Here is a 12,421-nt window from a genome sequence, read left to right as displayed (position 1 = left end):
ACGTCGCCGATCCCGCCACCTACGCTGCGGGCGATTGGCGGCGTAGGTGATTGCCGACACGCGCGTTTCGTGCGGTCGGCACGAATGGGGCCGGGTTTTCGGAGGAGGCGGGCGGATCCTCGGGCTGGTTGCTGAGGCCGCAGGTCAGCAACAAACGCTGCGAGCAGCGCTTGCGGCTGCCGTCGCCGTCGTGGGCGGCGATCCACAACGTGACGTGCGCCCATCGAGAGGTGGCCGGGCTGCGTCCGCCCAGCATGCCTCGACTCCGGGCAGCGGACACGGATCGTGGCGCTATCAGGATCCGGAACGGATCAGGTGAGCTCAGCGGTTTGTTGCTTGGCTGATGAGAGCTTCCGCTGCGCCCCGGGCATTTGCCCAGGGCGCCGGATCGTCGAGGGAGGTGGACAATGCGGCTGCACCCTCGTACAGGACAGCGAGCTGGTCGCCCAGCAGCTGGGGGTCTGCCGCGCCAGCTTGTCGGGCCAACTCGGTGAGACCGTCGATGTAGTTCCGCTTGTGTGCGTGGACGATGGCTTGAACACCAGGCATGGCCTCGGCTGCCTCGACCGCCGCGTTGTGAAACGGGCAGCCGCGCATCGGCGCATCGGCGGCATCCGGGCTGTCGAACAACGCGAGCAGCCGCGAACGCGGATCCGAATCGGACTCCGGCGACGGCGTGATGTCACCCGCCGCTTGCCGTAGCATGCGCAGATACTCCTCCACCAACGCGGTCTTGCTCGGAAAGTGTTGGTAGAGAGTTCTTTTCGACACAGATGCTTTGGTCGCGATCAGTTCGACACCAGTGGCGTTGATGCCCTCGTTGTAGAACAGCTCCGCAGCTGCGTTCAGGATGCGTTGACGCGCGCCACGCCCTCCCCGACGGGTCGGTTCCTGAGTATCGGTGAGCGAAGTCATGAAGCAAGTATACCGATCTGTTTACAAGTGAGGCGATGCCGACTACCGTCATCCCTAAAGGTACACCAATCGGTTTACATCAGGAGGAAGTCATGACAGACCAGCGATCCACTCAACCTGTTCCCGACCGTCATCAGCAGGGGCAGAGTGTTCGTGTGGGCGGCACGTCGTATGCAGATGCGCCAACGAAATCCGTGCAGGTCGGCGCAACGCGGTTCGCATATCGCGAGCTGGGCCTCGATACCGGCGTACCAGTGATCTTCTTGAATCACTTGGGTGCAAACCTGGACAACTGGGATCCCCGAGTGGTCGACGGCATCGCAGCGAAGCATCGCGTGATCACCTTCGACAACCGCGGCGTCGGCGCGTCCGAAGGCGAGACACCGGACTCGGTCGAGGCGATGGCACGCGATGCTGTCGCCTTCATCCACGCGCTCGGCTTCGAACAGGTCGACATTTTGGGATTCTCACTGGGAGGCTTCGTCGCGCAGGTGATCGCCCGCGAAGAGCCGGAGCTCGTGCGAAAGCTGATCCTTGCGGGGACGGGTCCAGCGGGCGGTGAAGGCATCGTCAACGTGACCTCGTTGACCTACCGCGACACATTCAAGGCGGTGGCCACTTTCAAGGATCCGAAAGAGAATCTGTTCTTCACCAAAACCGCACACGGCAAGTCGGAGGCTCGCGCGTTCGTGAAACGGCTGAAGGAACGCAGCGTCGACCGCGACAAGGCAATCGCACTGCGCGCATTCCGCACTCAGCTGAAGGCCATCCACGCGTGGGGCGCGCAGGAGCCATCCGACCTGAGCCGTATCCAGCACCCTGTTCTCGTAGCGAACGGTGAGAACGATCGGATGGTCCCGACCAGCAATTCCTTCGACTTGCAACGTCGTCTGCCGAACGCGAAGCTCCGCATCTACGTGGACGCGGGACATGGCGGGATCTTCCAATACCACGACAGGTTCGTCGGAGAGGCGCTCGAATTCCTGGGGTAATGAGCCCAATCGGTACGCATCAGCGATCGATGGTGCATCGATCATCGAGCCCGAGCAGCCTGACCAGTTGACATTCGACGACAAAGAGAAGAGAACACATGCCTTCCGTATTGATTACCGGCGCCAGCAGGGGGATCGGTCTGGCGATCACCGAGCACATGAGCGGACGAGGTTGGGACGTGTATGCCACGGCTCGATCCGATGCCGCCCTCGAAAGTCTCGATCGCTTACCCAATGTGCACGCGATCGGTCTCGACATCACCGACAGGTCCGCCATCGCTACGCTTCCCGATCGACTCCCCGCTGAACTGAACGGTGTTGTGAACAATGCCGGCATCATCGTGAACGGACCGGTGGAGGGGCTGTCCCTCGATGAGTTGTCGCGGCAACTCGAGGTCAACGTGACGGCCCAGATCGGAGTGACGCAGGCGGTGCTGCCGAAAATACGTGAAACACGTGGACGGGTGGTGTTCATGTCATCGGTCAGCGGGTTGATCACCACGCCGGGCACCGGCGCCTACAGCGCATCGAAGTATGCAGTCGAGTCCTTGGCCGATGCACTCCGGATCGAGCTGCGCCCGTGGCGGATCCCCGTCTCGCTCATCGAGCCCGGGCCCACCCGTACCGACATGTGGGGTGGCATGCTCGACGAGCACGACCGCATGACCGCGCAACTGACCGACGAGCATCGCGAACTGTACGCATCACACCTTGCTGGGACTCGGAAGCTGTTGGGCCGCATGCAAAAACTCGCGGGCGATCCCCAGAAGGTCGTGAAGGCCGTCGACCACGCGCTGACATCGAAGCGCCCGAAGCGTCGATACCTGTGCGACAACGTCAGTCGGGCGCAGAAGTTCGTTGTCGCGATGACTCCTACGGCCGTCAACGACGCGGTCCTGTCAGCGGCCACCACGGTGAAGTGAATCCTTGCCGCGGGCGGCCCACCGCTCCGCAACGGGCGGCGAGCCCACCATCACTCACGCGATCGGCGATCTCCCCAGTCGACGGCCTCGACGCGGCACCGGTTGACCCACTCTGATAACTTCGTTATTCTAAGTCTATCGTCCATGCCGGGGCGCGCCGATTGCAGGTCGCAATCCATGTTGTGGACACACTTCCGCGCAATTCCATCGGCAAGTAGCCAAACACAACCGAGGCCACCACACCGCGCATCACCCGAGAGAAGAGAAGGTAGGTGACATGAAGGCATTCATTGTCGAGTCCTACGGCAAGGACGGACTACGGGCCGCAGATGTGCCCGAGCCCAGCGTGGGCCGTCGTGACGTTCTGGTCCAGGTCCGCGCGGCCAGCATCAACCCGCTGGACAAGATGGTTCGCAACGGCGAGTTCAAGCAGCTGCTGAAGTACAAGCGCCCGTTCATTCTCGGCCACGACGTCTCCGGTGTCGTGTCGGAGGTCGGCGCGGACGTGCGTGCCTTCAAGGTCGGCGATGAGGTGTATGCCAGGCCGCGAGACCTTCGGATCGGCACCTTCGCCGAGTCCATCGCGATCGACGAAGACGATGTCGCACTCAAGCCGCAGTCCTTATCGTTCGACCAGGCCGCTGCCGTGCCTCTCGTCGCGCTGGCAGCCTGGCAGACGCTCGTCGACGTCAAGCCAGGCCAGAAGGTCCTCATCCACGCCGGTGCGGGCGGCCTCGGCTCGACCGTCATCCAGGTCGCCAAGCATCTGGGCGCCTACGTCGCCACCACAGCGCACACCAAAGACGTCGAGAAGGTCCGCGCCTTGGGCGCCGACGAAGTTATCGACTACACCAAGCAGGACTTCTCCGAGGTACTCACCGGATACGACCTCGCGCTGGACTCACTCGGGGGCCCCAATCTGGAGAAGTCCTTGACCGTGCTCAGGCGGGGCGGGCTCGCCATCAGCGTAGTCGGCCCGCCCGACCCCTCCTTCGCCGCACAAGTCGGTCAACCGCTCCTCGCGCCGGTCATGGCGCTGTTGAGCCGCAAGATCCGCAAGCAGGCGAAGAAGCAGGGAGTGCGGTACTCGTTCTTCTTCATGAAGGCCAACGGCGCACAACTCAACCAACTGGCCACGCTATACGACAACGGCACCCTGCGGCCGATGCTCGACCGCACCTTCCCCTTCGATCAAACCCTCGAGGCCATGACGTACGTCGAACAGGGCCGCGCCAACGGCAAGATAGTCGTCACGCGATGAGTGAATGCCTGAGATAGCTTTATGGACCGGGTCTTTCCCTTCGAATCGACCAACGAGGCGATGGCATATGTCGAAAAAGGACGCGCGAAAGGCAAGGTCGTCGTCAAGGTGAAATAAACCTACGTGCGTCGTACTGGGCCAGCACCTGCAGCATGAACGAGCGCGGCAGCCCGGCTGCCGTCGGTGCGCTGGCGAGTCCTTCGAGGACCGGCTGTAGTTGACGACCACTATCCGCGACGAGCCTGACCAGTCCCAATTTCGCGCAAACCGACAGCACCGGTGCCAGCAGTTCGATAGCCCGGACCGAGTGCGATTTCGACGTCCAGTCGATGCGGTTCGAGTGGGCGGCACAATTTGTCTTCGGCTCGGCGCACGCGATAGAGCACCGAGTTGCGGTGCAGAGCGATCCACGCAGGCAGGGCTATTGGCTCGAAAGCAGTTCGCCGAGTTCCTGCTTGTGACGTTCCAACCACGCCGCTTCCTCTCCGGGAGCGGGCATGATCAGCCCGGCCTCCATGATGGAGGTGGGATCGAGCTCGGTAAGCCCGAGCAGCAGACTGCGGGTGTCCTGGCCGGTGATGGCGACCCACGCCTCCGACAGTCGCGTCAGCAGTTCGGCCCGCGATGCACGATCCCGCCCAGCCCGGATATTCCCACTGATCACCGACACTGTGTTGGGCTTTCCGGCAGTGAAGAATGCCGACGGCTCGTATTCGACAAAAACAACGTTGACGAATCCGCGGGGCGCACCGGTGACCGAGGTATGAATGGCGGTGATAGCCTCCGCCAGGTCGGCGCGGTGATCCGCATCGAGTGACCCGGCTGGGACCAGACATTGATAGAGCGGCATGGGGCTTTCCTTTCGAATCGACAAGCGGCCGAGCGGATTTCGCAAGACCGTCAGAAAATGGTCGATCGGCTTCGATCGACCGGAAGGGCGATTTCGCGCTTGAGGATCTTCCCGGTCGGTCCCTTGGGCAACGCGTCGAAGATGTGCACATGCCGTGGGTACTTGTAGGCAGCGACGCGTTCCTTGACGAAATCGCGTATTTCATCGGAAGTAGCCGTGGCACCGGGTTTTAGGGCGACGGCGGCGGCGACTTCCTCGCCGAGTTCGTCATGCGCCACACCAAGGACCGCCGCTTCGGTGATATCTGGGTATTCGTAGAGCACTTCTTCGATCTCGCGGGGATATACATTGTAGCCACCGCGAATGATCATGTCCTTCTTGCGGTCGACGATGAAGTAGTTGCCGTTGTCGTCGATCCGGCCCAGATCGCCGGTGTGAAACCAGCCCGCTCTGATGGCCTCGGCGGTTTCCTCGGGCTTGTTCCAGTAGCCCTTCATGATGTTGTCGCCGCGAATCACGATCTCACCGACGACACCGTCGGAGACCGCGCCGCCCTCGTCGTCGACCACCAGCAACTCGACGCCGCGGACAGGGGTACCGATGGAACCGGCCACGCGGGTCCGATCGGGGTGATTGAAGCAGGCGGCGGGCGAGGTCTCCGACAGCCCGTACCCCTCGAGCACCACGCATCCGAATTGCTTCTCGAACGCGTGCAACACCTCGACCGGCATGGCGGATCCACCACTGACGCAGATCCGCAGCGCGCCGAGATCCGCGTCGACGGCACCCGGATGATTCAGCAGCGCCGAGTACATCGTCGGCACCCCTTCGAAGATTGTCACTTGGTCCCGGACCAGGATCTCCAAGGCCTTGGCCGGGTCGAATCGCGGCAGGAGCGTCAGCGTCGCGCCGACGCGCACGGCGGCGTTGAGTGCGCATGTCTGTCCGAAGACATGGAACAGTGGTAGCCCGCCGAAGATCACATCCTCGGCGCTGAGGTGCAGGAGGGTCTGCGCGACCACGTCGACGTTGCCGCAGAGGTTGGCGTGGGTCAGCTCGGCACCTTTCGGCAGGCCGGTGGTGCCGGAGGTGTACAGGATCACGGCGGTGTCATCGGGTCGGCGATCGATCACATCGGCGCGCGGGTCGACCGCCATCACCCAGTCGAGGAATTCGCCCGGAACAACCGGAACCGCAGTACTACCAACCTGCTCGGCACCGGCCACGGCCGCGGCGGCGAAGTCGTGCCAGACGAAGATCAGCTTGGCACCGGAGTCACGCAGGTAGTAGGCGACTTCACGTTCCTTGAGCAAGGGGTTCATCGGCACTACGACTGCTCCCACCCGCAGGATGGCGTAGTAGAGAGCAGCGAAATGCGGGACATTCGGGAGCATGATCGCGACTCGGTCACCGGGCGTCACACCATATGCGGCCAGTAGACCGGCGATGCGCTGACTGAGCGTGTCCAATTGCGCGTAGGAGACGGCTGTCTCGTCGAGCCGAATCGCGACGCTGTGGGGATGGTCGCGGGCAGAGATCACGAGGTTTTCGGCGAGATTCATTATCTGTTGCTTTCTTCGGTGCAGCGGTAAGGACCGGCGAATTGTGTTGTGGTTTCGGCGATATCAGACGGGTGTGATGTCGGAGATGAGCCATCGGTCGTCGGCATGAGTCATGGTCACTCGGATGCGGCTGCCGTCCAGCCGCGGTCCCTGATATTTGCTGCTCGTGGTTTCCTGGTCGAGGAACAGCAGGACTGCGACTTTGTCGACTGTTGCTGTGACTACAGAGGTTTCGACGACCTTCGCAGTGGTGACGATCGAATCGCGATGTGCCGCAGGGATGATCACCGTCGAGCTGAGTTTGCTGAAGTCGTCCCGGAAGGTGCCGGTCAGATTGTCGGTGACCTTGGGGAATTCAGTGTCGATGGTGTTGAAGTCGTAGGACAGCACGGTGGGGATTCGTGATTGCGCCGAATCCCGCGCTGCCCGCGCGGCGGCCTCGGCCGCGCTGTGCTGCGAAGTGCTGTGTCCGAACAGGACGGTCGTTGTGGTCGCCGCGCACAGCATGAGCGCGAGCACGACGAATATGGCGATGGTGGCCCGTCTGCCGAGCGCGGACACATGCCGGAACCATTGGCGTGGAAGGAGTTTCATGCGACGAACTCCACGTTCGAGACGAGCCATCGGCCGTCGGTGTGATCGAGGGTCATCTTCATGCGGTAGACCCGCTGCTGCCCCTCGGGGGCTTCGGTGTTCTTGACCGTGGAGGTGACCGCGGTCAGCACGGTGGCGTGCGCGTCGTCGACGGCGACGATGCCGGCTTCTTTGACCTCACCGGTGGATTCGACCTTGCCGTTCTGCAGCACCGCGACGAAGTTGCCGGAGATCTTGTCCCATTGGTCACGGAATGATCCGGTCGAATCGGCGGCGATCGCGTCGAGATTCTGTTTGGCCGAATCATGATTGAGGGTGACCAATTGGACGGCGATCCGGCGCGCGGTATCGAGCACGGCGCGATCGCGGCTGTCGTCTTGGTGGTTGTGGTGGACATTGAGCCAGAGCTGCGAGCTCACGCCGACGAGCGTCACCACGACTCCGGTGGCGATGGCGATCGCCCACACCCGCCATGGTGAACCTGGACGGTGCGCCGAGTCAGAAGTGGAGTCGACCTCGGATGAGGCCTCGTCGGCATTTATTTGATCAGTAGCGATTGCCATCCCTGGTACTCCTTTGCTTGGGCGGCCATTTGGGCTCGCTGCCCGAGGACATAGGTGAGACCGTCGGGTCCCCGGAAGGTCCCGTCGTGCTCGGCGTACGGAGCTGTCACGGCGGCGGGCACGACCGGCGGGGACGAGGTCGGGCTGGGGATGGGTGCGCGTCCGGTCGGCGCGGCCGGGGTGGGCTCCGAGCTTTGCGAGTTCGCGGCTGGGCCGGGATCATCTGGGTGCGCAAGCATTTCCGGCCAGGTCGATGGCAGGCCACCCGGGCAGTTCGCGATGTCGGCGGTGCGCAGCGAGGGATCGGAGGCGCAGGGGATGTTCCGGGCACCGCGGATGACCTTCGGGTTGTCCGGTGCGACCTGGCAGTAGTTGCCTGTCGACGTCACGGCCGGTCCCGTGTCGGATGGGTCGCGGCGCTGTGTGCTCTGGTATCCCTCGGTGCACGGTGGCGGGTTTTCGGTGTTTCCGAATTTCACGTCCAGCGGCAGCTGCGGGCCCGTGGTGTCGTCGGTGGTCTGCAGGCCCGCGGCGACCCCGGTGTAGTTCAAGCCGGTCGCAAGCGCTGGATACACGACCAGGATCTGGCGTAATCCCGCGACGTTGACCCGGAGCACCTGTCCCACGGTTTGCAGATCGGCCAGCAGCACCGGAAGTGGTGTCGTGAGATCGGCGAGGGTGCCGGACACGGTGTCGGCTGCGGCCGGCCCCTGATCCAGCGCATCGCGCAGTTGCGCGTCGTTCAACGTGAGCTGCGTTGTGAACGATGCTAGATCGTTTGTCGCGGAACGAATTTCGGTGCGAACCGAATTTCCGGTGCGCAATAGTGGTTCGGCGTCGTCGAGCAAGGTGAGGGTGGGGCCGATATCGGCTTGGGCGAGGTCGAGTAGCTTGGCGGAGGATTCGATGAGCGTCGCCAGGGCGGGGCCGGTGCCATTGACGGCGTGGAAAGTCTCGTCGATCGCGGTCCGCAGCGAGTCGGTGGACACGCTCTTCAGCAGCATCTGCGTCTTGTCGAGCACGTCGCCGGTCGGGATCGGCACGGTCGTCTTCAACAGCGGAATCGAGCTGCCATCGCGCAGATAGGGCGCTTTGTCATCCGATGGAATCAGGTCCACGTACTGTTCGCCGATCGCGGACATGCTCTTGACCGTGGCGCCGGCCGACGCCGGGATGTCGTGGTCGTCGCGCAATTGCATGCGCACCCGGATGGTCTCACCGTTGAGATCGATGCCGGTGACGCGGCCGACCTCGACGCCGCGGTAGGTGACCGACGCGGATTCGTACAGACCACCGGAGTCGCTGAAATCGGCTGTAACCGTGTAGGTTCCAAGGCCCGTGAGACGCTCGGCACCGATGTAGTGGACCGAACCGTAGCCGAGGCTGACCACCGCCAGGATCGCGAAGACGACGAGTTGGCCCTTGACCAGACGAGTTTTCATCGGGGTCCCCCGTTCGGGTCGGCGGTCGCCGGCAGGTCGCCGGACGCCGGTTGGGTCGGTGCGATGAGCGGGTTGACGGCGCGGTTGGACATCGGGACGAGGCGGTTGAACGGGATGCTGCCGATGACCTTGTTCTGGATGCCTTCGACGGTGAGGTCGAGAGTGAGGAACAAATTGACGTAGTCGCCCTTGACGGCGCGTTCGGCGACCGTGACCGGGAACGGGAAACTCAGGGCGACGAGCAGCGACCCGGCGAGATCGGAGCCCGCCGCGGCGAGCTGGGTCAGCGTGGGCTGCAGGTTGTGCAGGTCGGCGGTGAGGTCGTCGCGGCTGCTGTGCAACACCTGCGCGGCTTGCGCGCCGAAGGCACCGACCCGGTCGAGCATGGTCGTCAGTTGGGTCTTCTGGTCGTTGAGCACGGCCAATGCCGGTTGTATCTGCTCGATTCCGACGCCGAGTGTGTCCTTCTGTGCGGCAAGCTCTTTCGAGAATCCGTCGAGGCTGTCGATGGCACGCACAATGTTGTCGCGTTGGGTGTCCAAGCCGTCGACGAAGGCGACCAGTCGGGCGAAGGATCGGTTTATCGCGTCCTCGCGGCCACCGAACGCGTCGTTCAGTTCGGTCATGATGGTCCGGATCTGTTCCAGACCACCGCCGTTGAGAACCAGCGATAGCGCGGCGAGCACGTCCTCGGTCGCGGGGTATTCGGTGGTCGCCGAGATCGGGATCACGTCGCCGTCGCGCAGCGGCCGGTCGGTCTTGCCGTCCTTGGGGGTGATCAGCTCCAGATACTGGGCACCGAGCACGCTGGTCTGCGCGAGACGGGCGGTACTGTTCGCGGGAACCTGGACGCTCTTGTCGATTTCGACGGTGATATCCCCGATGTAGTCGCGGACGGTGATCGCGGTGATGGTGCCGACAGTGACGTTGTCGGCCTTGACCAGCGAGTTGGCGATCAGATTCTGGGTGTCGCGCAGCTGCACCCGTACGGTGTAGGCACCGTGGTGAATCGCGTTGCCCGGCAGCGGGATCGAATTGGCTCCGTCGAATCGGCAACCAGCGCTGAGCAGCGCGCCCAGCAGTAGCACGCTACCGGTCTGCCGTCGGATCGAGGGTTTCATCGTCGGGCTCCGGGGATGAGAAGGTCGGTCAGTCCTGGGATGGGCGGTAAGCCGGACAACCCGGGGTCGCCCGCGACGGGCTTCGGCTGCGGTACCGAGCCGGCACCCGTCGCGGCACGCGCCGCTGCGCCGAAGAGGTCACCGAATTGTGTACTGGCGCGGGAGCATTCGGCCTGCGGTGCGTCGACGGTGGTGAGCAGTGCACAGATAAGCGACATCGGATCCGGAAAATCCGGGATGACCAGATTCGCGGTCACCGACTTCGACGACGGATCAATGATGTTGTAGAGATCGTCCAGCGCGGTCGGCGCGATATGCAGGATCTGGGCAAGGTCGTCCTCCCGGTTCACCAGCAGCGAGGTGATCCGAATCAGTGAAGTGACATCGGCTTTCAGCGCATCTCGGTTGTCGGCGACCAGGCCGCGGATCTCGGGCAGCATCGCCTGGACCGCGTTCAAGGCCGCGTCGAGCTGAGTCCGGTTGTCGTTCAGCAGATTCGACACCCCGGCCAGCTGGTCGACGAAATTCCGGACCTGAGCGTCGTTCGCCGCAAGCGCGGAGATCACCGTCTGCAGGTTCCGCACGGTGGCGAACAGGTCGGGTCCGCCATCGGCCAGTGTCCGCATCGCCTTGGACAGGTTGACCAGCGTGTCGTTCAGTGTTGCGCCGTTGCCGCCGAGTGCTTTCGCGGTGGCGTCGGTGAATCGGGCCAGGGTGCCCGTATCATCGCCAGGCTTGGGCGCGAGCTGGGTGGCGAGATCGGTGACCTGCTGCTTGATCTGGTCGTACTCCACCGGGACGGCGGTGCGTTCGAGCGGGATGACGGCCCCGTCGCGCAGTTCCGGTTCCGCTCCTCGTTTCGGGATGAGCTGGATGTAGCGGCCCGACACCAACGTAGGCGCCACGATCACGGCGTGGGTGTCGGCGCTGACCGGATGCGACGCATCGAAATGCATTGTGACGCGGACGCGATCGCCGACCGGTGTGACCTCGTCGACGTCGCCGATCGGCACGCCGCGCAGCGTGACGCGGTCGCCGCGATACAGGCCGACCGAATTGGTGAAGTAAGCGGTGACCCGGACGGTCGCATCGCGCGTCATCCACCAGGTGGCACCGGTGACGATGATCGCCGCGACGAGCAGGGCGGCGAGAATCCGTCCTGGGATAGGGATGCGGGACCAGCCCGCGCGCGGCGATGCCATCAACGTCCTCCTCCGGGGCTGCCGGGCTGCTGCCCGTTGAGGTTGGCAGGGGCGATGTTGTGCAGCAGTACACCGAAGAACGGTCCACTGCCGACGACCTCACCGAGCTGGGTCACGAATGGTTTCAAGCCGGTGATCGCGGCGTTGATGTTGTCGTAGTTGCTGTTGAGCAGGCCGACAACCCGGTCGAGTTCGGCCAGCATCGGTGCCAGCGTCTGCTTGTTGTCCTGGACCAATCCGTGTAGCTCGGTGCTGACAGCCCGAACATTGACCAGCAGCGCGCGAATTGTGGCGGCCCGGTCGTTGAGCGCGGCGAACAGCGAACCGCCGTCGGTCATCAGTGCGGTCAGATTCTGATTGCGTTGCGCGAGAATGCCGGTCACCGATTGGGTGCGGTCCAGCAGATCTCGCACAGCGCCGTCGCGGGAGGCGATGGTCTCCGACAGTCGCGACACACCGTCCAGCGACGGGCGCAGATTGTCCGGTAACGAGGTGAGCACCTTCGATACGCTGTCGACGGCGTCCGCCAGTTGCTTTTTGTCGGTGCCTGCCAACCGCGTCGTGAGTTGGTTCAGCGATTCGGTGATGTCGAAACCGGAAGTGGTGTGGTCCACGGGAATTCGGTCACCAATGACGCCGTCACCGTCGGGCCGCAGCTCGACGTAGCGGCGGCCGAGAGCCGTTTCGACCTTGATCGCCGCGGTGGTGCGGGTGCCGAGTCGCTGTCCGTGGGTGTCGACCCGCAGCGCGATATCGACGTGGTCGCCGCTGAGTGTGACGCTATCGACGTTGCCCACCTCGATGCCCGAAATCTGCACGGCGTCACCGGTGTTCAGTCCGCTGGCGTCGGCGAACTCGGCCACGATCGTCCGGTGCCCCGGCCATCCGGGGATGCGCTCGTAGTTGAACAGGCCGACCAGCAAGGCGACGACGATGCCGGTGCCGACCAGTCCCATGCGGAGGGGGTTGCGTTCGGCGAACGATTTCATGGCGGAA

Annotated in this window: 14 protein-coding genes; 4 read left to right on the top strand and 10 right to left on the bottom strand. The window is 63.6% G+C overall.

Annotated features, from left to right (window positions below; genetic code table 11):
• Positions 1-19: 19 nt before the first annotated feature.
• Positions 20-256 (bottom strand): hypothetical protein, encoded by a 237-nt coding sequence (locus tag OIE68_RS01915; protein WP_327097658.1) that lies wholly within the window; start codon positions 254-256, stop codon positions 20-22.
• Between the two features lie 65 nt (positions 257-321).
• Positions 322-915 (bottom strand): helix-turn-helix domain-containing protein, encoded by a 594-nt coding sequence (locus OIE68_RS01910; RefSeq protein ID WP_327097657.1) that lies wholly within the window; start codon positions 913-915, stop codon positions 322-324.
• 35 nt (positions 916-950) lie between these two features.
• Between OIE68_RS01910 and OIE68_RS01905 the strand changes: the two genes are divergently transcribed.
• The 4 genes from OIE68_RS01905 (at position 951) to OIE68_RS46920 (ending at position 4,208) form a co-directional block, all read left to right on the top strand.
• Positions 951-1,907: an alpha/beta fold hydrolase gene (locus tag OIE68_RS01905; protein ID WP_419150666.1), complete on the top strand. Its 957-nt coding sequence runs from the start codon at positions 951-953 to the stop codon at positions 1,905-1,907.
• Positions 1,908-2,005: 98 nt separating this feature from the next.
• Positions 2,006-2,830 (top strand): SDR family oxidoreductase, encoded by an 825-nt coding sequence (locus OIE68_RS01900; protein ID WP_327097656.1) that lies wholly within the window; start codon positions 2,006-2,008, stop codon positions 2,828-2,830.
• Positions 2,831-3,107: 277 nt separating this feature from the next.
• Entirely contained in the window at positions 3,108-4,091 is a 984-nt protein-coding gene (locus OIE68_RS01895) for an NADP-dependent oxidoreductase (protein ID WP_327097655.1), read from the top strand.
• A gap of 21 nt (positions 4,092-4,112) precedes the next feature.
• Positions 4,113-4,208 (top strand): zinc-binding dehydrogenase, encoded by a 96-nt coding sequence (locus tag OIE68_RS46920; protein ID WP_419150665.1) that lies wholly within the window; start codon positions 4,113-4,115, stop codon positions 4,206-4,208.
• A 304-nt stretch (positions 4,209-4,512) separates the two neighbouring features.
• Here the strand turns inward: OIE68_RS46920 and OIE68_RS01890 are convergent, their stop codons facing one another.
• From OIE68_RS01890 to OIE68_RS01855, 8 genes are read right to left on the bottom strand one after another with little or no spacing between them, the layout of a single operon-like run.
• On the bottom strand, positions 4,513-4,941 hold the full coding sequence (locus OIE68_RS01890) for a tautomerase family protein (RefSeq protein ID WP_327097654.1): 429 nt from the start codon (positions 4,939-4,941) through the stop codon (positions 4,513-4,515).
• A 50-nt stretch (positions 4,942-4,991) separates the two neighbouring features.
• Positions 4,992-6,506 carry a long-chain fatty acid--CoA ligase gene (locus tag OIE68_RS01885; RefSeq protein WP_327101553.1) on the bottom strand — a complete coding sequence of 505 codons (1,515 nt, stop codon included), beginning with the start codon at positions 6,504-6,506 and terminating at the stop codon, positions 4,992-4,994.
• A 60-nt stretch (positions 6,507-6,566) separates the two neighbouring features.
• On the bottom strand, positions 6,567-7,097 hold the full coding sequence (locus OIE68_RS01880) for a hypothetical protein (RefSeq protein WP_327097653.1): 531 nt from the start codon (positions 7,095-7,097) through the stop codon (positions 6,567-6,569).
• Positions 7,094-7,660 (bottom strand): hypothetical protein, encoded by a 567-nt coding sequence (locus tag OIE68_RS01875; RefSeq protein ID WP_327097652.1) that lies wholly within the window; start codon positions 7,658-7,660, stop codon positions 7,094-7,096. Before OIE68_RS01875 ends, OIE68_RS01880 begins: the two co-directional genes overlap by 4 nt.
• Complete coding sequence (locus tag OIE68_RS01870; protein ID WP_327097651.1) at positions 7,636-9,102, bottom strand: MlaD family protein; 1,467 nt, start codon at positions 9,100-9,102, stop codon at positions 7,636-7,638. The genes OIE68_RS01875 and OIE68_RS01870 overlap by 25 nt, the downstream gene beginning before the upstream one ends.
• Positions 9,099-10,223 carry an MCE family protein gene (locus OIE68_RS01865; RefSeq protein WP_327097650.1) on the bottom strand — a complete coding sequence of 375 codons (1,125 nt, stop codon included), beginning with the start codon at positions 10,221-10,223 and terminating at the stop codon, positions 9,099-9,101. Before OIE68_RS01865 ends, OIE68_RS01870 begins: the two co-directional genes overlap by 4 nt.
• Complete coding sequence (locus tag OIE68_RS01860; RefSeq protein WP_327097649.1) at positions 10,220-11,425, bottom strand: MCE family protein; 1,206 nt, start codon at positions 11,423-11,425, stop codon at positions 10,220-10,222. The genes OIE68_RS01865 and OIE68_RS01860 overlap by 4 nt, the downstream gene beginning before the upstream one ends.
• Positions 11,425-12,414 carry an MCE family protein gene (locus tag OIE68_RS01855; RefSeq protein ID WP_327097648.1) on the bottom strand — a complete coding sequence of 330 codons (990 nt, stop codon included), beginning with the start codon at positions 12,412-12,414 and terminating at the stop codon, positions 11,425-11,427. Before OIE68_RS01855 ends, OIE68_RS01860 begins: the two co-directional genes overlap by 1 nt.
• Between the last annotated feature and the right edge of the window lie 7 nt (positions 12,415-12,421).

The sequence above is a fragment of the Nocardia vinacea genome, from assembly GCF_035920345.1.
GTDB classification, from domain to species: domain Bacteria; phylum Actinomycetota; class Actinomycetes; order Mycobacteriales; family Mycobacteriaceae; genus Nocardia; species Nocardia vinacea_A.
The sequence above is the reverse complement of the archived record's forward strand: the minus strand, read 5'-3'. Positions and strand labels throughout refer to the sequence as shown.